The sequence below is a fragment of the uncultured Methanobrevibacter sp. genome, from assembly GCF_902770715.1.
Classification (GTDB): domain Archaea; phylum Methanobacteriota; class Methanobacteria; order Methanobacteriales; family Methanobacteriaceae; genus Methanocatella.
The window spans coordinates 1-22622 of record NZ_CACXTS010000026.1; the positions used below are offsets into that span (position 1 = coordinate 1).

The window sequence follows — 22622 nt, forward strand, 5'->3', positions numbered from 1 at the left end:
TCAATCAGCTCCTAAGCAACTCAAAATTATTGATGCAATCGGTGCAGGAGATTTTAGTCAAAAGACTGTTGGTGAAGGTGAAGCCATTGTAATTGCTACTGGAGCCCCTATTCCTGAAGGAGCTAATGCAGTTATCATGAAGGAATACACTACCACTGATGGTGATGACTTAACAATTTACTCTCAAGTGACACCTGGTGAAAATGTCAGCCCTAAATCTGAAGATATTGAAAAGGGTCAAAAGATTTTGGATAAAAATACCTTTATCAGATATCAGGAATTGGGTTTAATCGCATCAGCGGGTTATGATGCTGTTAAAGTTTTCAAAAAACCTAGAGTTAGGGTTATCATTACAGGAAATGAGCTTGTAGAGCCAACCAAGGAAGAAATCGATAAAGCTAAAATCATTAACTCTAATCAATTCACTATTAAGGCCATGATTGAGGATTCTGGTGCAATTGCGGATATTGTCCATGCTGGAGATACTTTTGAAGAGGTTAAAGAAGCTATTTTAGAAGCTTCCAATGACTTTGACGTAATCATGACAACCGGAGGAACAGCTATCAGTAAGGGAGATGTTGTTCTGGATGTTGTTGATGACATCGGCGAGATTCTATTCCACGGTGTTGCAATGAGACCGGGAAAACCTGCCGGTGCTGGAGTTGTCAATGATAAAGTGGTATTTACTTTTTCAGGCCAGCCTGTTGCTGCCATGAGTCAATTTGATGTTTTTGCAAGGAAATATCTCTTTGAAATGCAGGGAAGATCATTTGATTTCCACATTGTTAAAAGAGAATCTCAACTAAAAGTGCCTTCACAGCTTGGAAGAACAGATTTCACAGATTTCATACGTGCAACTTCCGATGATGAATATGCCAAGCATGTCTTGAACAGAGGTTCTGGCATTATTAGGTCAATGGTTGAGGCGAACAGCTATATCATTATAGACGAAAATGATGAAGGATATCAAAAGGGTGATATAGTTGATGTAGTCTTCTTTGATTCACTACTTTGGTAGTCCAAGGTGTATTTTAATGAATGGTATTTATTATTATTTGATAGCTTTTGCTGTCATCTGGATATTGGTCGGAATTTTCCATGAAAAATTATCAAACTATGGAGTCGAGTTGAACTTCCCGGTCATAATGTGGAAGACCCAAAGACTTCGCGGGCTGATATCTAGAATTTCTAATTTTTCACCAACATTCTGGCGATGGTTCATGAATGTTGGAATTGTTGTGGCATTTGCCGCTATGATTTTTATCACATGGACATTGATTTCGTCAATTCCATCGGTTTTTGATACTCCTGCAGTTTCAATTGTAATTCCAGGTGTCGAAATGCCGGGTTCATCAATCTATATTCCATTTTTCTATGGTCTGATAGCCTTGGCAACTGTTCTTATTGTTCATGAATTTTCACATGGTATACAGGCCGTTGGCGAAAAGATATCAATCAAATCAATCGGATTGCTATTGTTCATTATTCTTCCGGGAGCCTTCGTAGAGCCTGATGAGGATGAACTGAAAAAGGCTAAAAGATCTTCAAGACTAAGAGTTTATGCGGCGGGTTCGATTGCTAATATTTCCTTAGCGGTCATTGCATTATTGATTGTCTCTTTGGTATCTGCCGGAATTCCACATTATTTTGCTGAAGATGGGATAGCTATTGATAGAATCGTTTCGGATTCACCTTCAGATGGAATTCTAAAAGAGGGAATGGTTTTAGAGGCTATTGATAATCAAAAAATCAATGATTCAGAATCTTACTCTAACGCAGTAAGTACATTTAAGCCGGGAGACAATGTAACGGTAACAACGGATCAGGGAACTTATACCTTGACTTTAGATAAAAATCCGAACAATGAATCTAGAGGATTTTTTGGAATCCAGGCAAATAAACATTTTGAATTAATAGATAATAGTTTAGGACCACTTCCTTGGATATTATTCGAATTGGGCGAACTATTCGAATGGGTATTCATGTTAAACTTAGGAATTGGTTTATTCAATCTGCTTCCGCTCAAGCCATTGGACGGCGGATACATGCTTGAGATATTGTTGAGTTATAAGTTATCTGAAGAGCATTATAAGCCGATTGTTAATTCATTATCAGCTGTCATGGCAATGATTATTGTATTCAGTCTGGTTGCTAGTTTTATTTAAAATTGATTTAAAAAAAGTAAAAAAAGAAAGAATAATAATTCTTTCTATAATTCTTTACAAGCTTGAGCTAATTTTTTACCTAACTCGTAACTTGCTTCTTCTTCTTCAGCGGTTGGCACGAAAGTAATTTCTTGTGATTCAATAACATCGAATCCGCAGTTGTTCAATTCTTCAGCGAGCATAGCTGGTGTTCCACCTTTTCCACCCATGGAACCGAAAGTAACTGCTTTTCTTACAATGCCGGTTCTGTTGAATAATAATCCTTTCAAGTAGTACATGATGTCTCCGATACTTGGGTATGGCACATCGTTGATGGTAGGATCTCCAACAGCAATTCCTTTACTGGTTAAGATACTTTTAACTATTTCTGATCTTTCGTCTTCATGCAAGAAGAAGATTTCTACATCATAGCCTTCAGACATTGCACCTTCTGCAATTTCGTGAGCCATTTGTTGGGTTGAGTAGTGCATGGTATCGTAGATGATAGTGATTTTGTCTTCACATACACCGGTAGCCCAGTTTTGGTAAGCTCCGATTACTTGCATAGGATCAGTCCAGATTTGACCGTGGGATGGTGCAATCATTTTGATTGAGTCGAGCAAGCCTAATTCAACTACTTCGTTTAATTTTTTGAGAACTAGTTTTGAAAGTGGGGTTATTAAGTTTGCGTAGAATTTTTGCGCTGCATCCATTAAGATATTTTCTGGAATTTCATCTGAGAATCTTTTGGTGAAACATAAGTGCTGACCGAATGCGTCGTTAGGGAATAAAATACCGGTTTCATCTGCAAGTAAGGTAAACATGCTGTCAGGCCAGTGTAATAAGAATGCATCTAAGAATGCTAATGTTCTTCCACCAACATCCAATGAGTCGCCAGTTCCTACAGTAATGAATTTTGCTCCTTCAAGTGCAGGGTAGTGTTTTAAAAGACCGTTTACTGCAATTTTTGTACAGTAAATTGGTGCTTCAGGGAATCTTTTGTGTAAGTCCACTAATACTCCGGAGTGGTCTTTTTCAACATGGTTTTGGATGATGTAGTCAACTTTGACTTCTCTTCCTTCTTGAGCGAAAGCGTCGTCGATACGAGCCATCATTTCTTTGGTTTTTCCAGGGTAAGCATTGTCAATAATTGCTACTTCGTCTTCTCCAAATACAATGTATGCATTGTAAGTGGTACCGTCTAATGTGTAACCGTGGTAGGTTCTTAAGTCCCAATCGAGTACACCAATCCAGTATACTCCATCAGCTATTTTTTGTGCGTGGGCTTTCATTTTTAATCTCCAATTTTTTTTGGTTTAATTCATATAATTTAAGCTATGAATTTAATAATTATTTTAAAATCATTATTATATATAGTTTTGTTTTATACGAATGTTCGTGTTTTTACTGGTTCTGTATAACAAAAGTTAATGTTGAAAAATTGTAAGTATATAACATCAGATGGTGTAGGGTATAAATGATTATTTAGATTAGAGTACAATAAATATAATTATGGCATTAATTAAATTGCAGGATAAAGATTCAGCCGAATTTAAAAGATTAATGCAAGAATCATTTCAATTTGGCTATGAAGAAGTTTTTGGTAAAAGCGACGAATTAATATTGCCTGAAAAAGACATTGATGAGTGCCTGAAAAAAGAAAACAGCCATGCTTATGTAATGAAGGATAATAATGAGATACTTGGCGGTGTGGTTCTTGAAATAAATGAAAAAACGCAACACAATCTATTGGATTTCTTGTTTGTCAATGTTCACTGTCAAAATAAAGGCATTGGACAAAGGATTTGGAGTGAAATAGAAACTTTATATCCCGATACAGAAATATGGGAGACATGTACACCATACTTTGACAAAAGGAATATTCATTTTTATGTTAATAGATTGGAATTTCATATAGTTGAATTTTATAATGGGAAAAATCCGGACGAAGATTGGGATGAAAATCATCCTATGCAGGGTCAGGAAATGTTCAAATTCAAAAAGATAATGAAAAAATGACTTTTTAAAAAATATCAACATTAAATGTTTCAAAGTACTGTAACATTTATATATGAGTTATGAATATATATTCATAATACCTGAAGATACATTTGGGGAGAATATTATGGTAAGACCTAAAAGAATGAGAAGAGTAGTCACATGTCACAAACATGAGTTGAATAATAATCGAAAACCGATTGAATTATCAGTAGATGAGTTTGAAGCTATCAGATTTAAAGATTACCATGATATAAAGCAAACCGAGGCTGCTGAATTCATGGGAATTTCACAGTCAACTTTTCACAGAATCCTGAATTCTGCAAGACATAAAATGGCTACCTCTTTGATTGAAGGCCGACCAATAGTAATTGTCAAAGGTGATACAATGATAGACCCTAATAAATATTTATGTGAAGATTGTGGTTTTCAATGGTCAAATCCAGAAAAAGAGTATGGTGAATGCCCAGACTGTAAATCAACAAACATCCGCAAATTAAACACAAACAATAGAAGAAATCAAATGTCAAATGACACATGCAGTTGTCCTAATTGCAGTTATACAGAACAGAAAATTAGAGGTGTTCCATGCAGAAGTAAAACATGCCCTGAATGTGGTTCACTACTGCAAGGAAGAGGATTATGTAATATTTAAATGGGAGATGATTTTAATGGCTGATAATTTAGAATATATCTGTAAAGAATGCGGCTTCAATTGGATAACATTGAATGGCGAACATGAAATGTGTCCAAAATGTCACAGCGAAACCATAGAATATGTTGGTGAAGTTAAAGATTTAGATATCGATTCCATATTGAATCACAACAAAAGGATGGGAGGATGTTGCGGTTCTGCCCGTGGAAGGGGGCCATTGACATGTGGAAAACCATATCCAGACCACCATGATTTAAACATTCCACATGGTCCTGAAAAATGCTGCGGACATAGGGTATGCTAAAATTATTTGAGGTTAAAAAATGGCAGACATTACAATAAATACTGATAAATGTGACAATTGCGGGGACTGCACAGACGTTTGTCCTATGGAAGTTTTAATTCTGGAGGATGGCAAATTAACCATCAATGACCCAGATGAATGTAGTTACTGCGAAACTTGTGTGGATATTTGCCCTAACGAATGCATCACAATAGAGTAAAACTTTCAATTCTTTCTTTTTTTCTGTTTTTAAAGTAATACATCATTAAATTAAAGTTAAATTATAAACTCTTCAAAAATTTCATAAGTACTATAAGATAATTTTTTCAGAGTTTTTAGCGCCGGAATTTGATAAGTATAGAACTTTATAAGTTTTATACGAATTGTTGTATTATAGTGTTTCTTATATAAAATAAAGCGTTTTCAGTGTTAAAAAATCATGATATGAGAAATATTATTCCATTTTGTATATTATATCCCTAATTTTGATATTATCGGTACCAATAAGAACAATATATGATATTGCTTTATATAATGCCAAGTTGTTATCATAGGTGTCATTACTTAAAAAACCTGGTGAAAATTGAGAATATAAGATGGTTTGTATAACAATCAAGGGATCGAATAAGATTACATATTTATACTAAAAAAAGTATTATATTAATATAGTTAAAATTCATTACATTGATTACTTTTTCTGATATTTCTTTTAGACGTGTATCCGAGTGGTCAAAGGAGTAAGATTCAGGGTCTTATGCATTAGTTGCTTCGTGGGTTCGAGTCCCACCACCTTGTTTTTTTAACCTTTTAAGAGTAAATATGGTTTTAAATAGTTTATTTTGCTTAATTTCATATTTGGCAATGTATATTTTAAAAAAAGATTCAATTCAAACAAAATTAAGGTTTTTGCAAAGTTTTTGAAGAGTCTAATGGACCTATTCGAGAGCTTCAATTATCAAAAAATTAATCTTTTAAGGGGTTTAGTAGTTCAAATAGATAAGTATGCGAACTATATCACATGTTTTATACGAATTGTTCGTATTATTCTTGGTTTCGTTATATTAAATCATTATTTTTTTATAGTTTTATATGGTAACTTTTTAATAGGCTTAAAAATTTAGGTATGACTAAAAATTTAAATAGGGGGTAAATGAATATTAAATTAGTGATGATTCGATGAAAAAAATTACTGTAGACATTTTAATGGGTTTGGCAATTATATTGGAATTCATTAGCCTTCCTATTTTAATTCATGAAATTATAGGGGTAGGACTGATATTTTTAATTATATTTCATATTAAATTAAATAAAAACTATTTTAAAGCAATACCCAAAGGAAAATACAATCTTAAAAGAACCATAGACCTTATCATACATATTGGCTTGCTGATTTCTTTGTCAATAACAATCATTTCAGGTATTCTTTCCAGCCTAAAGTCATTTAAAAGTTTAAGGATTGGAAATCATGAAATATCACATATTCATAAATCCTCTTCAATTTTAAGTCTGGTATTTTTAGTTTTGCATTTGCTAACTACCCGTAAAAAATTATTAAGGGAAATTAAGAAATTACGCTAATTTTAGTTTTTAATATTTTTCTAGCTATAGGTCTAGTCAATGTTTTTTATAAATCTTGATGATGAAAACTACTAAAATTTAAAAAATTTAGGTATGCCTAAAAATTTATATAGTATTGCATACTACTATTATATAAATCAAAATAACCTATGGAGGTATACTTATGAATTTAGAAGGCGTAGAAAAAACCATGCTTTTGACATTATTTGCAAAAGCAAAGCATTCACAACAAAAAAATCATAAATTCTATGATTCAAAAGCAATAGAGGTAATTTCAAAAGTTGATTATGATTTCAGCATAGCTGAGAAGGATAAATTTATGCAGCTTGGAACAATTGCAAGAACAATTGTATTGGATGAAATGGTCAGCGACTACATCAACGTCCATCCAGAATGTACAATCGTAAACATTGCATCAGGAATGGATACACGCTTCAACAGGCTGGATAACGGTAAAATCAATTGGTATAATGTTGATTTGGAAAATTCAGCTAATTACAGGTTAAAATATATTGAGGATACCGAAAGGGTAAAAACACTTGCCTATTCCGCAATGGATCCTGACTGGGCTCAAGAAATCGAAATAAGAAAGGACGTTCTATTCATTGTTGAAGGACTGACAATGTATCTAAATCAAAAAGATGTGAAAGATATCATTAATGTAATAGATTCAAATTTCGATAAATGTACAGTCTTTATGGAGATAATGCCTCCAATTTCAGTTAAAAACACTAAAGAGGCATCGATTGAAGATACTGATTCCAAATTCATATGGGGCGTTGAAAAAGGCCATGAATTGAGAAAATTGAATCCTAACTTCAAGTGGATAAAGGACGTTAATCTATTTGATGGCGTTAATGTTTACAAACCGCATTATAGGATAGTCACTTGGCTTCCATTGTTAAGAAAAAGAATGGACTATATTGCCGTTCTTGAAAAATAGATGATGGTTTTTAGCTAGTGATTAGAAAAGAGTTAGCTGATAACTTATATCAAGAGTTGTTAATTAAGATTAGTGAAAGTAAGAAATAGCTCCCCCCAGTTATTTCTGATGGTTATAGTAACTAGCTAAAAAACAATAGTTGATACTATTACAAAATTAGTCCTATATATTATTATAAGGTAACTTTTTTTATAGTTGGAACTGGATCAAGTGAAGCCTCTAACATTATAAAATTAATGTTGGTAATCAGTAATTAGATCCCCCTAATAGTGATGCGTTTTTATGTTCCATATATTATTTATATAATGCCCTATTTTTTTAATAGTGTTAACTGTTGGTTTATTTTTTATATTAAAAATATACTTTTTATAACTATTCATATTATTTAGAGAATTGTTTGTATTTTTACAGAAAGCATTTTGATGTATGCTACCTTTGCAATTCATCCAGGACTTAAAGATGTCATGATATTCTTGCACGTTTAAGATAAAAAATAAATACTTTGTCTGTTATACAATTCGATATAGTTCACTAATGAATGGTGATAATACTAATTATATGGTGGAAAAATAATATGTTGGAAGAATTCATGCCCTTTATGGGACTAATAATTTTTGGAAATATTGAGAACCTTATTTTGTCTTCACAAGGTGTCGTTAATGGTGTGGACCCTAAAGTGTTGGGTGGTTTGAGTGTACTAGTTGTAATAGTCTGGTTGATATTAGGTACAGTTTTGACTGATATGGCCATGCAATATGCAAACGTCATTAACTTTATCGGAGGACTTGCAATATTCATATTAGGTATTCAGGCAGTTTATGGAGCTGTAAAAAATATCAGGTCAAAAGGGGGCAATTAATCATGGTTAACTTAAGGGATTATGCTCAATTTTCTGGTTTGCTTATTTTTGGAAACATTGAAAACCTGATTTTGGCATCACAAGGTGCGGTGGCTCATGTAAATCCATACATCCTTGGTGGTTTAAGTTTAATTTTAGTTATAATATGGTTTTTAATAGGAACATATGGAACTAAGATGGCTATTAAGTATGCGGACTACATCGAAATCATTGGCGGTGTGGCCATTATCATTTTGGGTCTGCAATCCATGCTTGAAGCTGTTTATTTTTTTTAAAAAAATAAGTCGGGTTAATCCTCAACAAATAATCATTGTTATAATATCCATGTTTTTGATGTGTTAATAGCGGAGTTCTACTCCTTTAAATCATCAACATCCTTTCTATTTTTTTAAAGATATTTGATTAGTAGTTAGCGTTACTGAGAATCAGTATCCTAATTTAAGAGTTTTTCAATTTGTTATATCCTATTGAAACCAGTGTAGCCAGGAGTATCATGCATATTGCAATTATTGAATTCAACAGGTCGTTTATTATCAAGTCCCTAAAGAAGTAGGATAGGAATATGATTGTTAAAGGTACGAAGAACCATTGTGCAATATAAATAGTGTTAATATTTCTGCTTAAAATTGTAACTGCCTTAATAATTGCATCCGGCAGATATTTGGAAATCCAATAACATAAACCGATTACACCATGAGCATTGATTATACAAAACAGTGCATCTAAAGTAGTCATGAAGTAATACAGGTGAATATCATCAGTTGAGAGGATGCCGCCCCACAGGTTTGCAGATGCAAAAAAGTATATTAAAGCGAGTATAATGAAAATAGGCCAGAACTTAAAGAAGTCACCCTTATCCTTAGCCCTTATAAAATACTGCCCCCAAACCTATCCTGCAATTGGAAAAATTAACCAATTGAATAGTGGAAAAGCGGTGAATCCGCCTGCGGATCCAATAAAATCAGCAAAAAATAAATTCATGAGAGGAATGCCAAAATCAGTGCCTCTTAATAAGGTTCCAATTAGTGACATAATGACTGCAATGGCAATCCAAGTCTTGTTTGAAAGTTCAAGTTTCTTTAATATTCCCATTGAAATAAATGCCAAACCGGCGAATGCTAAAATATCAACGCAAAAGAGTAATAGCCCACCGGATATCGGGAAAGCATCCCAATTTCCCAAAAGAATTCCGGAAACAATATTAGGTATAAAGAATTCAAAAATATTCACCAAAATTCCTAAAAGGTATAATATTGCTCCTCTTTTTACCATTTTGTCCCATTGGCTATTCCTAGAATAGACTATACCAATGCCCATACAGAACATGAAGATAGGTGCGGCATAGGGTCGGCCCAAAATATTGCCGACAGTAAATTCATAAATGGGGCTGAAAGCATAGTTATAATTCATCATTACCCACATTGTGTGAAGAAAAACCATGAATATAATCGAAAGGGCTTTAGCAATATCCAATTCGACTTGTCTGCCGGTATTGACTTTTTCATATGAAAATAAACCTGAAATATTCATATATTATATTTTATTCATTTTGCACTATATATAATATTTTACATTTAAAAAAAGGATTAAACTAAGTAATAGAGTAGCTATTTCTTAGTTTAAATGATTTTGGGTATTTTCATTGATAGATTTACAGTATAAGCCTCATCCACCTTATAACATTTTTTTTAAATAAGCGATTCTTTTTTTGATAATTGAATCAGAGTAATTATCCCCCTATGGATGAATTACACCTTCAGGAATTCCGTATTCGCTATAATTTTGAGCAATTTTATCGACAGTTCCATCTTTAAACATTTCATCTAAAGTTTTTTGAACTTGATCTCGTAACTCTGTGTTTCCTTTTTTAAATCCAATACCGTAATTTTCATTTGCAATGCTTTTATTCAAGAGTTTAAGGTCTTTATTCTCAATTGCCAGATAATTTGCCAATCCGCTGTCAACAATTATTCCGTCACAAACTCCTGAGTCCAAATCCATCAGTGCAGTATTGTATTCGCCAACTTCAACAATCTCTTTATAAGTGCCATTTAATGTTTCATTATTTTTGATGTTGTCCAAAACGGAAGTTCCAGCCTGAATTTCCAGTGTCTTGCCTTTCAAATCATCTAATGTGTTTATATTTGAATTAGATTTCACAATAATGTACGGAGTATTTTTAAAGTAAGGTTCTGACCAGGTATAATCATTTTCTCTTCCGTCTATTGTAAATTCACTCCAGATACAATCGATTTCGCCACTGTCTAATTCCAATTTTTTGCTGGTCCAATCAATTACTGGCTGTAGTTTTAATGTCCAGTTGTTTCTTTTACAAACCTCTTTAGCTAAATCAATATCAAAACCGGTATACTCTCCATTTGCATCTTTGTATCCAAATGGTGGAAATTGTGCATTAAAACCTATAATCAGATTGTCTTCAGTATTTGTTTGGTTTGCTTCATCACTATTGAAAAAATCCAGCATATTCTCAGCACTTACTGAACTTATCATAAAAAATAAGACCAATACAGCCGTTAAAGTAAAAATTACCTTTTTATTCATTTTCAATCCCTTTCAAGTTTTTTTTTTAAATTCTATTTATAAGTTATTTCATTTATCATATTTTAATTAATAGGAATATTTTTTTAGAAAATGTTAAATATTTGCATGGTGATGATATTATTCATATAATCTAATATTAAATTTTTAAAATATGTTTTAATTTTTTTCATGATTTGGAACGGCTTCCAAGAATCTTATGATTAATGGAAAATGCTCCCACTATTAAGTTTTCACTGGACATATGCTCTGATGTAATGCGAACTATTTTATTTGTTTAAAACGAACAGTTCGTATCATTTTCTTTTTTATTTGTTATACAATATTCAATTTTTTTTAATAAAATTTATTATTTTGAACAATTTTTAATTAATAGTTATATTTATTAACTAAATATAAATATACCTATATAATAAGGGGGATAGCAATGAGCGAACAAAAACCTATTCAGATTTTTTCAAATTTTAATGATAACATCGGCGTCAATGTTGTTAAAAGCCCAGTAAAACTTACAATCCTAGAAATGCTCAGAGACAGAGATATGGAATTTGATGAAATTGTTAGTAACACCGGAAAATCCAAATCAACAGTTTCAGTTCATTTAAAAAGTTTAAGAGAAAATGGAATAATTTCATATAGGGTTCATCCTGTTGATAATAGAAAAAAAATATTTTATCTAAATTCCAAATATATTGGTTCTGTTAACATAACCGAGCCAAAAGAAATTGAAGAAACGCAATCGGATTATTTAATTAAGCATATTGTTGATGAAGATGCTGAATTTTCAACATTATTGTTCCACACATTAAAAGCGATGCTTATTCAAGAAGGAATAAATATTGATCCTATTTTGCAATCAACCGGAAACAGCATCGGAAAATCTATTTTTGATAAGTTATATGATGATGATTTGGATGTCTTCATGGAAAATATTGCCGAATTTTGGCAACGAAAAGGCCTGGGAAGGATTACTTATAAAATAGGCCAAATAATTAAGATTACCACCTATGATTGTTTTGAATGTGGATTGCTTCCAAAAACAGGAAAACCAGCTTGTTTTTTAGATACAGGCATTTTTGAAGGTTTATTCACAGAATTCTTTAATTTGCCCGTAAGTGTAATTGAAACACAATGCTATACTATGGGTGATGAGAAGTGTGTTTTTGAGGTAGAACCTCTCAACACAAAATCCTACAACTAATCATCCTCAAATTTTATGATTGTAGTTGTTAGATATGGTTTTTCATGAGAAAAACCTTCTATTATTTTTTCGTTTTCACGGGTACAATTTTGCACAGAGTAGATTTCTTTTTTCCTTTCTTTTTCCTCAATGCTTTTTTCAAGGTCATTGGTATTTCTTGAAGCTTTCATAAGCACAATTGAATCGCTATACTCTAAAACTTCTTCTAATCTATCATCAATTTTTGGAACAACAGTTAAAATTTGGTTTTGTTCAACTAAAGCTTTGTTTCTAGCAGCTGCGCATGCAGTAAATGAGGTTATTCCAGGAATGGTTTCTATCTCATATTTGCCAATTAACCTTTTTTGCACATATGAATATGTGCTGAATATTGAAGTATCACCGAGAGTGACAAAAGCAACGTCTCTTCCGCTGTCTAAATATTGTGCAATCATTTCAGCGGCACTGTCCCATATCTTTTCAAGTTCGCTTTTGTCTTCAATCATTGGAAAAATAGGTGCAACCACCATCAATCTTTTATAATCATCTCTTTTTTCAAGTATAGGTTTTACAATGGATAATGCGATACTGTCTTTTTCTTTTGAAGATTTTGGTGAGAATACTACTGGAACACTTTCCAATATTCTTGCAGCTTTCAGAGTAAGTAATTCAGTATCACCAGGTCCAACACCAATTCCATATAATTTTCCTTTTTCCGCCATATAATCACTTTAAATACAATTCTTTATTTTAAATATTATTTTGCAAATGCTCTTTCTATAATTTATTTATAGTATACTTATCTAATATATTTTTAATGTCAAATTCTATGTTTTGTCCAAATTGCGGAATGTTAAAAAGTAACTGTACCTGTGGAAAGTATCCTAATAAGGAATCAAAAGGCCCAACAAATTTATTTAGTTTTTCTAAGCCTAGAACTTCATCAATTTTAGATGATGATATTCCTGAAGTTTATTCAGTGGATGACCACAAGCAAGACGAAGGTACTGCAGCATATCTAAAAGAAATATACCCACATATCGATGATGAGATTATTGAAAATTTTCCATTCGATGAACCTAGAACCGGTCAATTGGATATTATTCAGGATATTCAGGATGCAATTAAAAAGGGATATAAATACATTATCTTAGAGGCGGGAACAGGTACAGGCAAGTCTGCGATTGCCACAACACTTGCAAAAATGTATGAGTCCGCTTACATACTGACCATGACAAAACAACTCCAGGCACAGTATTCTAATGAATTCGAATTCCCATTAGTTAAAGGCAGAGGCAATTTTGCCTGCCTGAATGACCAATTAGAATCCACCTGTGACATTGGTGCATGCAAAACAACACCGACATCAAGCAAATTCTTCTGTCCTTATGGTGTTGCAAAAAATCCGACACTCGATGCTGAACTTGCTTTTGAGGACTCATTTGGAGGAACTGTATTTTATCAATCAGGAAATCATTGCCATTATTGGAATCAAAAGGCAAATGCAATCAATTCTCCAATAACATTGATGAATTATGATTATGCAATCGTTGAGTTAAATTATGTAAAGCACTTCGGGACCCGTTCACTTTTGATTTTGGACGAAGCTCATAATATCGAAAACAAGTTGATGTCTACCATGGAAGTGACCTTGTATAACAGAACTCTTGAAAAGGACATTAACAAAAGGATTTCTCCCGAAACGTTAAAGGATGGCGAACTTGAAGATTGGAAGATGGAAATCGATGCAATTAGAGAGTCCTATGAGGACATTGATTTAAAGGACGTCAGCAAAAATAAGGCGGATAGAATCAAATCAACAATCTCAAGATTAAAAACCCTTAATATTAATCTTGACAAAGAGCCAAGAAATTGGGTCATTGACACTGATGAAGCGGGAGTGGTGTTTAAACCTCTAAGGGTTCACCATTACGCCAAAAACAATTTGTTGAAGTATGGGGACGTGGTCATATTCATGAGCGCAACAATCCTTTCCCATAAAATGTTTTCAAAATGGCTAGGCTTAAATCCAAATGAAGTTTACCATATTAAGGTTGACAGTCCATTTACAAAAGAAAAACGACCAATCATTCTTAATCTGGCCGGAAAAATGTCAGCAAACAGAATTAAGAATACTGCCCCAAAAACAATTCCGATTCTGCAAGAGATCTTAAAGAAGCATGAGGGTGATAAAGGTCTGATTCATACTCATAGCTATAAATGCCAACAGTATATTACCAATAATTTGTATAATTCCAGATTAATTTCTCATACCCCAAGAAATAGGGAGCAAATCTTGGATTTCTTTGAAAAGGATGAAAATCCATTGGTGTTGGTGTCTCCTTCTATGAGTGAAGGTGTTGATTTGCCATATGATAAATGCAGATTCCAAATCATCTATAAAATTCCATTCCCTTATCTTGGAGACAAGCAGGTTAACATGAGAATGAAAAGGGATAAAAAATGGTATGCCTACAAGACAGTAATGACATTAATGCAAGCTTATGGTCGTGGAATGAGGGCAGAAGATGATTCCTGCTACACTTATATCATTGACAGTGACATTAACATGCTGTTTAAGAGTCCAATGTACAGGTCTTTAATACCTGATTTCTTCAAAGAAGCAGTTGTAAGAATAAAAAATTAACGGACCTGGAGGGATTTGAACCCCCGACCTCAGGATCCGAAGTCCTGTGTCATTCCTGACTAGACTACAGGCCCAAAAAAATAAAAAGTATTATTTCTATTCTTTTTTGTCTTCAGAGTCAATAGAAATAATAGGCATTTCATCAATATCTTCTACTTCAGCGAAAATATCATCAATACTTTCATTATCGAGTTTAGCTTGTTCATATTCTAAATCTTCAATTTCCTCAGCAGTCAATCCTTTTTTATAATCTTCTTTTTCTTTTGCTGGGGGGATATTGTCGATATCTTCGGTGAGTGGTTTTGGTTTTTTAGAAGAAGTTGGTTTTCTGAGTTTCTTTTTCAAGTCTCCCAAATCAAATTCACCTATTTTGTAGGATTCTTTGTCGAGTGGGATGTTGCTTTTAGGAATAATGTTTTCATCACGCTTTTCCTTAGGAACATTATCTTTTTCACTACCCAAATCAATGGAATTAATAGAATTTGTAATTCCTTCGATAGGATTCTTAATGTTGAATATTTTAAATATACCATAAATCAATAATAATAATCCTATTGCTAAAACAACGATGGAATAGAAGTTTGTTTCACCAGAAACAACATTGTCTATCACACGATCACTACGTGATTGGAAAATGAAAATAGAAATTAAGATTAACAATATTCCCAATACTGAACTTATAATTGCCAAAATAGGTGTCCTACCGATTTTTGCATTTACAAAAGTATCAAAGTTATCACTCATTTCTCCAATAAAATCTTCTGATTCATCCATTTCAGAATTGTCAGTAGAATATTCAATGTCTTTTTCTTTTGGGGTTTTGATAATAAAGTCTTCATCAATAGGTTTTTCTTCTAAATTGATTGCATTTTCTTTATCGTCGCCTGGGCGATAAATGAATTCATCGTCAATTTCTAAATCTCCGAAGTCAATAGTGTCCTCATTAAGATAATCTATTAATTCAGCATCCTCTTCGATGTCTAAATTATCAGATTCGTCTTTGACATTATTTATCATGTCTTTAAGGTTAGAAATTCTATGCTCTTTTTCTTTCGAATCCTTCATAAAAAACCCTCAGTCATATGCTCTCCATGTATGCTTACATTTTGTGCATTTGAAAATACGTGTAGGTGCTTCATCAGCACTACGAGTTTGTAATAATTTATATGTAGCTTTGTCATTTCCACATTCAGGACAGGTTTCGTTTGTAACCGGACCAACTTCAACGTCTTCGCCTAAGTTAGTAACAGTTTCTCCAGCTTTAATTTCTTTTTTTAAGTTGTAGTTATCCTCATCAATATTTTCGTTAGAGTACCCACAACTATTGCATTTCAAAACTCCATCTTTTGGAAACATCATTGCTCCACAATCAGGACAAAATTCCATTTAACTCTCCCTCTATTAAATTTAATCTATATCATAAATAATTTTTTTTTTTAAATTATTTAAATATATAGCATTTTTATCCATTTTTAGCTTTATTTAAGCAGTCTTTAATTATTTGTTCATGGTCGAAGGCAAGATTGATATCACCTAATTCTTCAGGTGAAAAGATGTTGATATCACTCGCATCACTATCAGCTTTTCTGCTGGTGAAGTCCCCTTTAGCTGTGAATGCTATGGTTATTGTATGTCCTCTTGGATCTCTGTCAGGATTTGAATAAACATTGACCAAATCTTTAAGTTCAACATCAATGCTGGTTTCTTCCTTTGCTTCACGGATAGCTGCAGTTTCTACGCACTCTCCGTATTCAACAAATCCTCCAGGTAATGCCCAGCAATCCTTGTAAGGGTCATTTTTTCTTTTAATTAAAATAAAATTAAATTCGTCATCAAAAATAAAAATATCAGTTGTCAGTGAAGGAATCTTATATTTGGTCATCAAACCACTTTAAAAAAAATAATAGTTGAAGCTATAAAGCTTCGTCAATAAGTTTTTTGAATTCAGCGCTTTCTTTTTGGAGTTCTTCAGCTGCTTTTTTCAATGCTTTTCTTGGTCTTTTTCCTCTTTTGGTTTTGATAGTCATTTCTGGTTTTCCAGTAAGAGGGTGATCAATATTGTAAACAGCATATTCCACATCAGGGTTTTGCATTAAAATGTGTCTTAATGCATTGCAAACTCCGTGACTTTCATCCTTTACAATAAAAGTTAATTCTAAAGTTTTTTCTTCTACTATTTCAAAATTTTCCATTTTATCAACCTTAATTACTCATTAACATAGTTTTTAGATACTTTACGTCTTTCTTTTTTGTTGCATGTATTGCATTGAAGTTCATTTTCTTTTTGTGTAGTATGCATGAAATCCCTACAACGAGTACACATAGCTTTAAGCACTCCACAATCTGCATCTACAGTACCTAAATCGACATTATCTCCAGTAATTTTAACAACTTTTGCTTGAATAATGTCACCTATTCTAAAAGCATCAGATAATTTTTCTAAATAATCTTTTTTAGCTTGAGAGATGTGTATAGCACCCATATAAGGCAATGCTAAAGGTCTTGCATTATCTTTAATGCATTCAATTTTTACGTTTGCTCTTTGTGGTTTTATATCAGTTATTTGACCGTAAACAATGTCCCCAACTTTTAAAAGAGCAGGTTTCGCATCTGACACAACAGAAATAACCTTCTTTTTTTGATTAATTTTAACATTTCCAAGTACTGATGATTTAATTTCTCCATTGTCATCATAAGTACCTTCTCCTGGAAGATATTGCTCTATGATACCTAATTTTTCTCCAGGCATTACAATGTTTTTCTCTTCTATACTCATATTAAAAACACCAGAATAAAGATTTTATAAAAATTTCTTTAATATAATAATTTTATCCATATTAATATTTAAAAGTATCTTAATGTGTAATAATCCCCAATTTTTTAAGCGGCAGTAGTTCATTTGTAGCGTTCATGGAATAATATTTCATCAAGCTGGTAATTTTCCCATTCACGTTTATTTAACACAATCTCCAGCTCTTGTGGTGTTATCAATGGCTTTTTATACATTTGAGAATCATCAATAGCAATTCTTGGACAGGCACTTACAACAAAAAATAATATATGCTTCCATTTCAGCGTCTTCCAATATTTTCTTAATCTCCTTGGCCAGTGTCATTCTGTATTGGCCCTCTTTTGTAGATACTAAAATTCCCCATTTTTTCGCGGACTTCGCTTTAGTGATTCTTGCAAATCTTATTCTTAAGATTCTGTCGGCATACTCGTCCATGCTTCTGATTTCACTGTTGTAGGGGTCTAAAGCCAATACCGGTGTATTGGAAAATAGTTTTATGCCTAATGGGTGGAAATTGCCGCTGCCAATAAATAGAATAACGTCTACATCGAGGTTCTTTATAGATGAAAAATTGCATCCCAATACCTGGCCTTTTCTAGTTGAAGGTGATGAGCCAAGAATGACTTCTTTGCCGTTATCCTCCAGGAAGTCCTTGGTTTCATTTAGAAGATGCAGGTGTTGGGTTGTTGTTACAAGTCCGATTCTTGAATAGTCTTTCAGGTATTCAAGTGATTTTTCAAGGTCTCTTTTAATGTCTATTTTTGAGAACGCTTCTATAAAGATTGTCGGAACTTCATATTTTAAAGGAAGTGGTGTGTGTCCGTAATGAACAATCAGGTCTACGGATCCCTTCATTTTGTAGTCGCTTACATCACAAGCTCCAAAGCAGGGATCTCCTGATATGATTACAGTGGCTTCAGTTTCATTTTCGATTTGCTTAGCTATCTTAACGGCCTGCATCTTTAATCCTTCAGGAAATTGAAGGCCAACTGTTCTCGCATCTTTTGCGTTGATTTTACGGATTACTTTATCCAAATCCATATCATACATTGACATTTTAATCTTCAATTGTTTTTTGGATAACTACTTTGCCGTCAATGACATCTAATGTTACAAGGGATATGATATCGATACCGGTTTCCTCTTCAACTATTTTTTTTCCGTCGCCTTTTTCAATAACTGCAACTGCGGATTTAATTTCCAAGCCCATATCTTTTAGAGTATTCAATAAGGCTATGTATGTTCCGCCGGTACTGACCACATCGTCAATGATGAGGATTCTTTCACCTGCATGCAAATCGTTTATGAAGAGGTTTGATGAGCCATAACCTGTTTTTTGATAAACTTGCTGTTCGCCTTCAAGTCCGTATTGTCTTTTACGGATTACAACGAATGGTATATCTGTTGCAAGGGAGAGTGCGGTAGCTAAGTGTATTCCCATAGCTTCAACAGCCACAATTTTATCAACATCAAGGTCTGCATGTTTATGGACAGCTAAAGACAGTTCACGTAACATTTTAGGGTCCATTGCCGGAACGCCGTCACTTATTGGATTTACAAAGTAATTGTAGTCACCTTTTTTCACGATTGGAGATGCTTCTAAAGATTTTTTTACTTCCTCTAACATAGTATCACACCAAAATTATAAAAACTCATTAAATATAAATATATTTTAATATAATAATTAAATTTTCTTATATTAACTGTTATTAAAGTGATAATATGCTTGGAAATTTAGGAGAAAATCTTACTAATACAATGAAAAAATTAGTGGGAATGTCCGTTATTGATAAAAAAACTATTAAGGAAGTTGTAAAAGACATACAACGTGCTTTAATTCAATCTGACGTTAATATTAAATTAGTTTTAGATTTATCCAAAAAAATTGAGACAAGGGCTCTTGAAGAGGAACCTCCAAAAGGTATTACTCCAAGGGAGCATGTTATAACAATTATCTATGAAGAAATGGTAAATCTTTTAGGCAGCGAAGCTGCAGGATTGGATATTAATGATAGGCCTTATAAGATTCTGTTCTTGGGTCTTCAGGGTAGTGGTAAAACAACCACCATAGGTAAATTATGCAGATACCTGCAGAAAAAAGGTTTCAATCCGGCAGTAGTTTGTACAGATACATGGAGACCGGCTGCTTATGAGCAATTAAGGCAATTGACTGAAGAAATGGATGTTCCTTTGTATGGGGATCCTGAAAATAAGGATGCTCTGGACTTGGCCAGAAAAGGTTTGCAGGAATTTAAGAATAGGAAAGTCATTATTTTCGATACTGCAGGTAGACACAAACAAGAAGAGGATTTAATCGCTGAAATGGATGAATTGGATGATATTATCAATCCAAATGAAGCAATCCTTGTTATTGATGGAACAATTGGTCAGCAAGCCGGTGAACAGGCAAAGGCATTTTCACAAGCTACCGATATCGGATCAATCATCATTACCAAATTGGATGGTTCAGCAAAAGGTGGGGGTGCGATGTCAGCTGTAGCCGAAACAGGCGCTCCAATCAAATTCATCGGTACCGGTGAGAGAATCGATGACTTTGAATTGTTCGATCCGGAAAGATTCATTTCAAGATTGCTTGGTATGGGGGATATCAAATCACTCATCGAAAAGGCTGAAGAGACCATTGATGAGGATATTGCCGAACAGACCATGAAAAATATGATGTCCGGTAAATTCACACTGATGGATATGAAGAACCAGTTTGAAATGATGAACAATATGGGTCCTATGCAGCAGGTCTTGAACATGATTCCGGGTATGGGAAATAAGATTTCCAAAGAAGCTTCCAAGATGACTGAAGACAAAATAGAATCCTATAAAATCATGATGTCTTCAATGACTGAAGAAGAAATGTTAAATCCTAAGATTATTAAGCAGTCACGTGTCCAAAGAATTGCCAGGGGTTCCGGTGTTGATGAGAGTGAAGTCAAAGAACTTTTAAAATATTATAACAACACCAGAAAGACAATGAAAGGAATAGGAAAACGTGGCAGTCGTTTAAGCGGCGGTGCAATGAATCGTATGATGGGACAATTCATGAATAGATAATATGAAATTAGCAAAACAGATTCTAGAAGAAACGGATGGCAAAATCTGTAAAAATTGTCTTGGGCGTAAGCTATCTAAAACAATTGAAGGAACCGACAACATTGATAGGGCAGATAAGGTATGCTCTGAATTGGATATCAATTTGGATGATGCTGATTGCGTAATATGTAATAATCTCTTCGATAAGTTGGATGAAGAGCTATATAAGAAAATAGATGATAAGATCAATCAGCTGGGAATAGAATTCGATACTTTTCTTGTAGGTTCTAAAATAGACAAATCCATTCAGAAAAGGGATGAGGAATTTTCTGAAAAGTTTGATTTGAGCGTTGAAACAATTAAAAAGGAAGTAAACAGGCTTATAGGTCTGGGAATTTGGGAAATTTATGATAAGGAAGCTGAATTCGAATCACAGGACATTGTTTTCAATGTTGATTTGGTTGGCGAACCCAAGGTCAAAATTCAAATTAATCCGTTATACATAGAAGGAAAGTACAATAAATTAAAGCGTGGCATTCCCCAAACAAAATGGCCTTGCACCAAATGTAAAGGCAGGGGATGCGAGGAATGTAACTTCACAGGCAAGCAATATCCCGAATCAGTTGAAGAATTAATTTCTGAGCATTTTTTGAAGCTTACCAAGGGAAGAGAAGCCAAATTCCATGGTGCTGGACGTGAAGACATTGATGTTTTAATGCTAGGTTCCGGAAGACCATTCGTTTTAGAGATAAAGGAACCAAAAATCAGAAAACTGGATTTGCAAAAATTGGAAGAGGAAATAAACAAGATTAATGAAGGCAAAACTTCCTATCATAATCTGCATGTCTGTGAAAGAAGAAGAAAAGCAGAGATAAAGCAATCCTCTCCGGATACTTATAAAGTTTACAGAGCTTTGGTTAAATGCGATGAGGCATTTGACGAAGTTAAGCTTGAAGAATTGACAAAATTAAATGAAATCCACCAGCAAACTCCTTTAAGGGTTTTAAGACGTAGGGCCGATAAGGTGCGCATTAAACATGTGCTTGACTTATCTTATGATGTAATCGATGAGAAAACATTTAGCATGCGCATTAAGACAGAAGGTGGATTATACATCAAAGAATTAATTTCTGGCGATGAAGGCAGAAGCCATCCTAATGTGGGTGAAATATTGGGAGTTAATGCAATTTGCGAACAATTGGATGTAATTGAAGTAAGTGAGAAGTAGATATTATGGGTGATGAATTTACACATTTAACTGATAGCGGAGTACATATGGTCGAAGTTGGGGCAAAACCTGATCAAAAAAGGAGAGCCATTGCAAAAGGCAGCATATTTTTAGATAAAAATACAATTGATCTGATTCAAAACGAAGAAATCAAAAAGGGTAATGTATTAACAACTGCTCAGATTGCAGGTATTCAGGCCGTTAAAAACACATCTTCAATAATTCCGCTTTGCCATCCTTTGGCTTTAACCGGAATTGAGCTTGATTTTGAAGTAAAGGAAGATGAAATCACTGCCACATGTGCCGTTAACACTCTCGGCAAAACTGGAGTTGAAATGGAAGCTATTACTGGGGTAAGCGTTGCATTGCTTACTGTATGGGATATGGTAAAGGCTGTTGAAAAAGATGAGAAAGGACAATACCCTGATACCAGAATCAGCGACATTAAAGTAATCAAAAAGGAGAAAATTTAAACTTTATATACTAGGAATATAATAATTATATACAGTTATTTTTAGTAATTAATTTTATGGAGATTTACTATGGCAAAAAAAGATAATAAGATTTCTATGCCTCAAACAGGTGCAGGTTTAGTAAGATACTTTGATGAAGAAAGTCTTGGACCAAAACTTTCTCCTGAGCACGTTCTCGTAGCTACTGTTATTATAGCTATTTTGTGCTTTGTTTTAAGATATTCTGCTTAAACATATTG

Annotated in this window: 27 protein-coding genes, 1 tRNA gene and 1 pseudogene; 16 read left to right on the forward strand and 13 right to left on the reverse strand. The window is 33.5% G+C overall.

Annotated features, from left to right (window positions below; all coding sequences use genetic code 11):
* Together QZU81_RS08000 and QZU81_RS08005 are read left to right on the forward strand one after the other, a co-directional pair.
* A partial coding sequence (locus QZU81_RS08000; protein ID WP_295591051.1) for a molybdopterin molybdotransferase MoeA occupies positions 1-1018 on the forward strand: 1018 nt, incomplete at its 5' end.
* Between the two features lie 16 nt (positions 1019-1034).
* The gene (locus QZU81_RS08005) at positions 1035-2165 is read left to right on the forward strand and encodes a site-2 protease family protein (RefSeq protein WP_292824141.1); all 1131 of its coding nucleotides are present in this window, start codon (positions 1035-1037) and stop codon (positions 2163-2165) included.
* A 44-nt stretch (positions 2166-2209) separates the two neighbouring features.
* On the opposite strand, the gene QZU81_RS08010 is transcribed toward QZU81_RS08005, so the two are convergent.
* Entirely contained in the window at positions 2210-3436 is a 1227-nt protein-coding gene (locus tag QZU81_RS08010; protein ID WP_295591053.1) for an FprA family A-type flavoprotein, read from the reverse strand.
* Between the two features lie 220 nt (positions 3437-3656).
* Here QZU81_RS08010 and QZU81_RS08015 point away from each other — a divergent pair, with 220 nt between their 5' ends.
* From QZU81_RS08015 to QZU81_RS08050, 8 genes are all read left to right on the forward strand, one after another.
* Positions 3657-4163: a GNAT family N-acetyltransferase gene (locus QZU81_RS08015; protein WP_295591055.1), complete on the forward strand. Its 507-nt coding sequence runs from the start codon at positions 3657-3659 to the stop codon at positions 4161-4163.
* A 106-nt stretch (positions 4164-4269) separates the two neighbouring features.
* Positions 4270-4797, forward strand: a complete 528-nt coding sequence (locus QZU81_RS08020; RefSeq protein WP_295591056.1) for a DUF134 domain-containing protein — start codon at positions 4270-4272, stop codon at positions 4795-4797.
* Between the two features lie 16 nt (positions 4798-4813).
* Positions 4814-5101 (forward strand): DNA-binding protein, encoded by a 288-nt coding sequence (locus tag QZU81_RS08025; protein WP_295591059.1) that lies wholly within the window; start codon positions 4814-4816, stop codon positions 5099-5101.
* Positions 5102-5120: 19 nt separating this feature from the next.
* Positions 5121-5300 carry a 4Fe-4S binding protein gene (locus tag QZU81_RS08030; protein ID WP_295591061.1) on the forward strand — a complete coding sequence of 60 codons (180 nt, stop codon included), beginning with the start codon at positions 5121-5123 and terminating at the stop codon, positions 5298-5300.
* Positions 5301-6256: 956 nt separating this feature from the next.
* The gene (locus QZU81_RS08035; RefSeq protein ID WP_295591063.1) at positions 6257-6658 is read left to right on the forward strand and encodes a DUF4405 domain-containing protein; all 402 of its coding nucleotides are present in this window, start codon (positions 6257-6259) and stop codon (positions 6656-6658) included.
* Positions 6659-6821: 163 nt separating this feature from the next.
* The gene (locus tag QZU81_RS08040) at positions 6822-7601 is read left to right on the forward strand and encodes a class I SAM-dependent methyltransferase (RefSeq protein WP_295591065.1); all 780 of its coding nucleotides are present in this window, start codon (positions 6822-6824) and stop codon (positions 7599-7601) included.
* Positions 7602-8175: 574 nt separating this feature from the next.
* Positions 8176-8460 carry a hypothetical protein gene (locus tag QZU81_RS08045; RefSeq protein WP_292824126.1) on the forward strand — a complete coding sequence of 95 codons (285 nt, stop codon included), beginning with the start codon at positions 8176-8178 and terminating at the stop codon, positions 8458-8460.
* Positions 8461-8462: 2 nt separating this feature from the next.
* Positions 8463-8735, forward strand: coding sequence for a hypothetical protein (locus QZU81_RS08050; RefSeq protein ID WP_295591067.1), 273 nt, complete (start codon positions 8463-8465; stop codon positions 8733-8735).
* 163 nt (positions 8736-8898) lie between these two features.
* On the opposite strand, the gene QZU81_RS08055 is transcribed toward QZU81_RS08050, so the two are convergent.
* The 3 genes from QZU81_RS08055 to QZU81_RS08065 form a co-directional block, all read right to left on the reverse strand.
* A complete protein-coding gene (locus tag QZU81_RS08055) occupies positions 8899-9195 on the reverse strand; it encodes a hypothetical protein (protein ID WP_295591068.1) in 297 nt (98 codons plus the stop codon).
* 153 nt (positions 9196-9348) lie between these two features.
* Positions 9349-9990, reverse strand: a complete 642-nt coding sequence (locus QZU81_RS08060; RefSeq protein ID WP_295591070.1) for a heparan-alpha-glucosaminide N-acetyltransferase domain-containing protein — start codon at positions 9988-9990, stop codon at positions 9349-9351.
* Positions 9991-10197: 207 nt separating this feature from the next.
* Positions 10198-11022, reverse strand: a complete 825-nt coding sequence (locus tag QZU81_RS08065; RefSeq protein ID WP_295591072.1) for an amino acid ABC transporter substrate-binding protein — start codon at positions 11020-11022, stop codon at positions 10198-10200.
* A 424-nt stretch (positions 11023-11446) separates the two neighbouring features.
* On the opposite strand from QZU81_RS08065, the gene QZU81_RS08070 reads away from it, so the two are divergent.
* Complete coding sequence (locus QZU81_RS08070; protein ID WP_292824114.1) at positions 11447-12220, forward strand: V4R domain-containing protein; 774 nt, start codon at positions 11447-11449, stop codon at positions 12218-12220.
* On the opposite strand, the gene cobI is transcribed toward QZU81_RS08070, so the two are convergent.
* Positions 12217-12921, reverse strand: a complete 705-nt coding sequence (cobI, locus tag QZU81_RS08075; RefSeq protein WP_292824111.1) for a precorrin-2 C(20)-methyltransferase — start codon at positions 12919-12921, stop codon at positions 12217-12219. The genes QZU81_RS08070 and cobI overlap by 4 nt on opposite strands.
* A gap of 95 nt (positions 12922-13016) precedes the next feature.
* Here cobI and QZU81_RS08080 point away from each other — a divergent pair, with 95 nt between their 5' ends.
* Positions 13017-14846, forward strand: coding sequence for a helicase C-terminal domain-containing protein (locus tag QZU81_RS08080; protein WP_295591074.1), 1830 nt, complete (start codon positions 13017-13019; stop codon positions 14844-14846).
* Here QZU81_RS08080 and QZU81_RS08085 read toward each other — a convergent pair.
* The 8 genes and pseudogenes from QZU81_RS08085 to hpt all read right to left on the reverse strand — a co-directional run bounded on the left by QZU81_RS08085 (position 14847) and on the right by hpt (position 19264).
* Positions 14847-14920, reverse strand: a tRNA-Arg gene (locus tag QZU81_RS08085).
* A gap of 22 nt (positions 14921-14942) precedes the next feature.
* The gene (locus tag QZU81_RS08090) at positions 14943-15911 is read right to left on the reverse strand and encodes a topoisomerase IV (protein ID WP_295591076.1); all 969 of its coding nucleotides are present in this window, start codon (positions 15909-15911) and stop codon (positions 14943-14945) included.
* 9 nt (positions 15912-15920) lie between these two features.
* Positions 15921-16232, reverse strand: coding sequence for a transcription factor S (locus QZU81_RS08095; RefSeq protein ID WP_295591078.1), 312 nt, complete (start codon positions 16230-16232; stop codon positions 15921-15923).
* 76 nt (positions 16233-16308) lie between these two features.
* A complete protein-coding gene (locus tag QZU81_RS08100) occupies positions 16309-16728 on the reverse strand; it encodes an NUDIX hydrolase (RefSeq protein ID WP_295591080.1) in 420 nt (139 codons plus the stop codon).
* A gap of 31 nt (positions 16729-16759) precedes the next feature.
* A complete protein-coding gene (locus tag QZU81_RS08105) occupies positions 16760-17038 on the reverse strand; it encodes a DNA-directed RNA polymerase subunit L (RefSeq protein ID WP_292824096.1) in 279 nt (92 codons plus the stop codon).
* Between the two features lie 14 nt (positions 17039-17052).
* Positions 17053-17622, reverse strand: coding sequence for an exosome complex RNA-binding protein Csl4 (locus QZU81_RS08110; RefSeq protein WP_295591082.1), 570 nt, complete (start codon positions 17620-17622; stop codon positions 17053-17055).
* 119 nt (positions 17623-17741) lie between these two features.
* A pseudogene (dph2, locus tag QZU81_RS08115) lies at positions 17742-18693 on the reverse strand (diphthamide biosynthesis enzyme Dph2).
* A 1-nt stretch (position 18694) separates the two neighbouring features.
* Entirely contained in the window at positions 18695-19264 is a 570-nt protein-coding gene (hpt, locus tag QZU81_RS08120; RefSeq protein WP_295591084.1) for a hypoxanthine/guanine phosphoribosyltransferase, read from the reverse strand.
* Positions 19265-19359: 95 nt separating this feature from the next.
* Between hpt and QZU81_RS08125 the strand changes: the two genes are divergently transcribed.
* The 4 genes from QZU81_RS08125 (at position 19360) to QZU81_RS08140 (ending at position 22614) form a co-directional block, all read left to right on the forward strand.
* The gene (locus QZU81_RS08125; RefSeq protein WP_292824084.1) at positions 19360-20703 is read left to right on the forward strand and encodes a signal recognition particle protein Srp54; all 1344 of its coding nucleotides are present in this window, start codon (positions 19360-19362) and stop codon (positions 20701-20703) included.
* A 1-nt stretch (position 20704) separates the two neighbouring features.
* Positions 20705-21910, forward strand: a complete 1206-nt coding sequence (locus tag QZU81_RS08130; RefSeq protein WP_295591087.1) for a tRNA pseudouridine(54/55) synthase Pus10 — start codon at positions 20705-20707, stop codon at positions 21908-21910.
* 5 nt (positions 21911-21915) lie between these two features.
* Entirely contained in the window at positions 21916-22383 is a 468-nt protein-coding gene (gene moaC, locus QZU81_RS08135) for a cyclic pyranopterin monophosphate synthase MoaC (RefSeq protein WP_295591089.1), read from the forward strand.
* 69 nt (positions 22384-22452) lie between these two features.
* Entirely contained in the window at positions 22453-22614 is a 162-nt protein-coding gene (locus QZU81_RS08140; protein ID WP_292824075.1) for a preprotein translocase subunit Sec61beta, read from the forward strand.
* The last annotated feature ends 8 nt before the right edge of the window (positions 22615-22622 follow it).

Excerpts from the sequence above, each read along its gene's own strand:
- QZU81_RS08005 (WP_292824141.1), top strand. The coding sequence starts at position 1,035 with ATGAATGGTATTTATTATTATTTGATAGCTTTTGCTGTCATCTGGATA.
- QZU81_RS08010 (WP_295591053.1), bottom strand. The coding sequence starts at position 3,436 with ATGAAAGCCCACGCACAAAAAATAGCTGATGGAGTATACTGGATTGGT.
- QZU81_RS08015 (WP_295591055.1), top strand. The coding sequence starts at position 3,657 with ATGGCATTAATTAAATTGCAGGATAAAGATTCAGCCGAATTTAAAAGA.
- QZU81_RS08020 (WP_295591056.1), top strand. The coding sequence starts at position 4,270 with ATGGTAAGACCTAAAAGAATGAGAAGAGTAGTCACATGTCACAAACAT.
- QZU81_RS08025 (WP_295591059.1), top strand. The coding sequence starts at position 4,814 with ATGGCTGATAATTTAGAATATATCTGTAAAGAATGCGGCTTCAATTGG.
- QZU81_RS08030 (WP_295591061.1), top strand. The coding sequence starts at position 5,121 with ATGGCAGACATTACAATAAATACTGATAAATGTGACAATTGCGGGGAC.
- QZU81_RS08035 (WP_295591063.1), top strand. The coding sequence starts at position 6,257 with ATGAAAAAAATTACTGTAGACATTTTAATGGGTTTGGCAATTATATTG.
- QZU81_RS08040 (WP_295591065.1), top strand. The coding sequence starts at position 6,822 with ATGAATTTAGAAGGCGTAGAAAAAACCATGCTTTTGACATTATTTGCA.
- QZU81_RS08045 (WP_292824126.1), top strand. The coding sequence starts at position 8,176 with ATGTTGGAAGAATTCATGCCCTTTATGGGACTAATAATTTTTGGAAAT.
- QZU81_RS08050 (WP_295591067.1), top strand. The coding sequence starts at position 8,463 with ATGGTTAACTTAAGGGATTATGCTCAATTTTCTGGTTTGCTTATTTTT.
- QZU81_RS08055 (WP_295591068.1), bottom strand. The coding sequence starts at position 9,195 with ATGACTACTTTAGATGCACTGTTTTGTATAATCAATGCTCATGGTGTA.
- QZU81_RS08060 (WP_295591070.1), bottom strand. The coding sequence starts at position 9,990 with ATGAATATTTCAGGTTTATTTTCATATGAAAAAGTCAATACCGGCAGA.
- QZU81_RS08065 (WP_295591072.1), bottom strand. The coding sequence starts at position 11,022 with ATGAATAAAAAGGTAATTTTTACTTTAACGGCTGTATTGGTCTTATTT.
- QZU81_RS08070 (WP_292824114.1), top strand. The coding sequence starts at position 11,447 with ATGAGCGAACAAAAACCTATTCAGATTTTTTCAAATTTTAATGATAAC.
- cobI (WP_292824111.1), bottom strand. The coding sequence starts at position 12,921 with ATGGCGGAAAAAGGAAAATTATATGGAATTGGTGTTGGACCTGGTGAT.
- QZU81_RS08080 (WP_295591074.1), top strand. The coding sequence starts at position 13,017 with ATGTCAAATTCTATGTTTTGTCCAAATTGCGGAATGTTAAAAAGTAAC.
- QZU81_RS08090 (WP_295591076.1), bottom strand. The coding sequence starts at position 15,911 with ATGAAGGATTCGAAAGAAAAAGAGCATAGAATTTCTAACCTTAAAGAC.
- QZU81_RS08095 (WP_295591078.1), bottom strand. The coding sequence starts at position 16,232 with ATGGAATTTTGTCCTGATTGTGGAGCAATGATGTTTCCAAAAGATGGA.
- QZU81_RS08100 (WP_295591080.1), bottom strand. The coding sequence starts at position 16,728 with ATGACCAAATATAAGATTCCTTCACTGACAACTGATATTTTTATTTTT.
- QZU81_RS08105 (WP_292824096.1), bottom strand. The coding sequence starts at position 17,038 with ATGGAAAATTTTGAAATAGTAGAAGAAAAAACTTTAGAATTAACTTTT.
- QZU81_RS08110 (WP_295591082.1), bottom strand. The coding sequence starts at position 17,622 with ATGAGTATAGAAGAGAAAAACATTGTAATGCCTGGAGAAAAATTAGGT.
- hpt (WP_295591084.1), bottom strand. The coding sequence starts at position 19,264 with ATGTTAGAGGAAGTAAAAAAATCTTTAGAAGCATCTCCAATCGTGAAA.
- QZU81_RS08125 (WP_292824084.1), top strand. The coding sequence starts at position 19,360 with ATGCTTGGAAATTTAGGAGAAAATCTTACTAATACAATGAAAAAATTA.
- QZU81_RS08130 (WP_295591087.1), top strand. The coding sequence starts at position 20,705 with ATGAAATTAGCAAAACAGATTCTAGAAGAAACGGATGGCAAAATCTGT.
- moaC (WP_295591089.1), top strand. The coding sequence starts at position 21,916 with ATGGGTGATGAATTTACACATTTAACTGATAGCGGAGTACATATGGTC.
- QZU81_RS08140 (WP_292824075.1), top strand. The coding sequence starts at position 22,453 with ATGGCAAAAAAAGATAATAAGATTTCTATGCCTCAAACAGGTGCAGGT.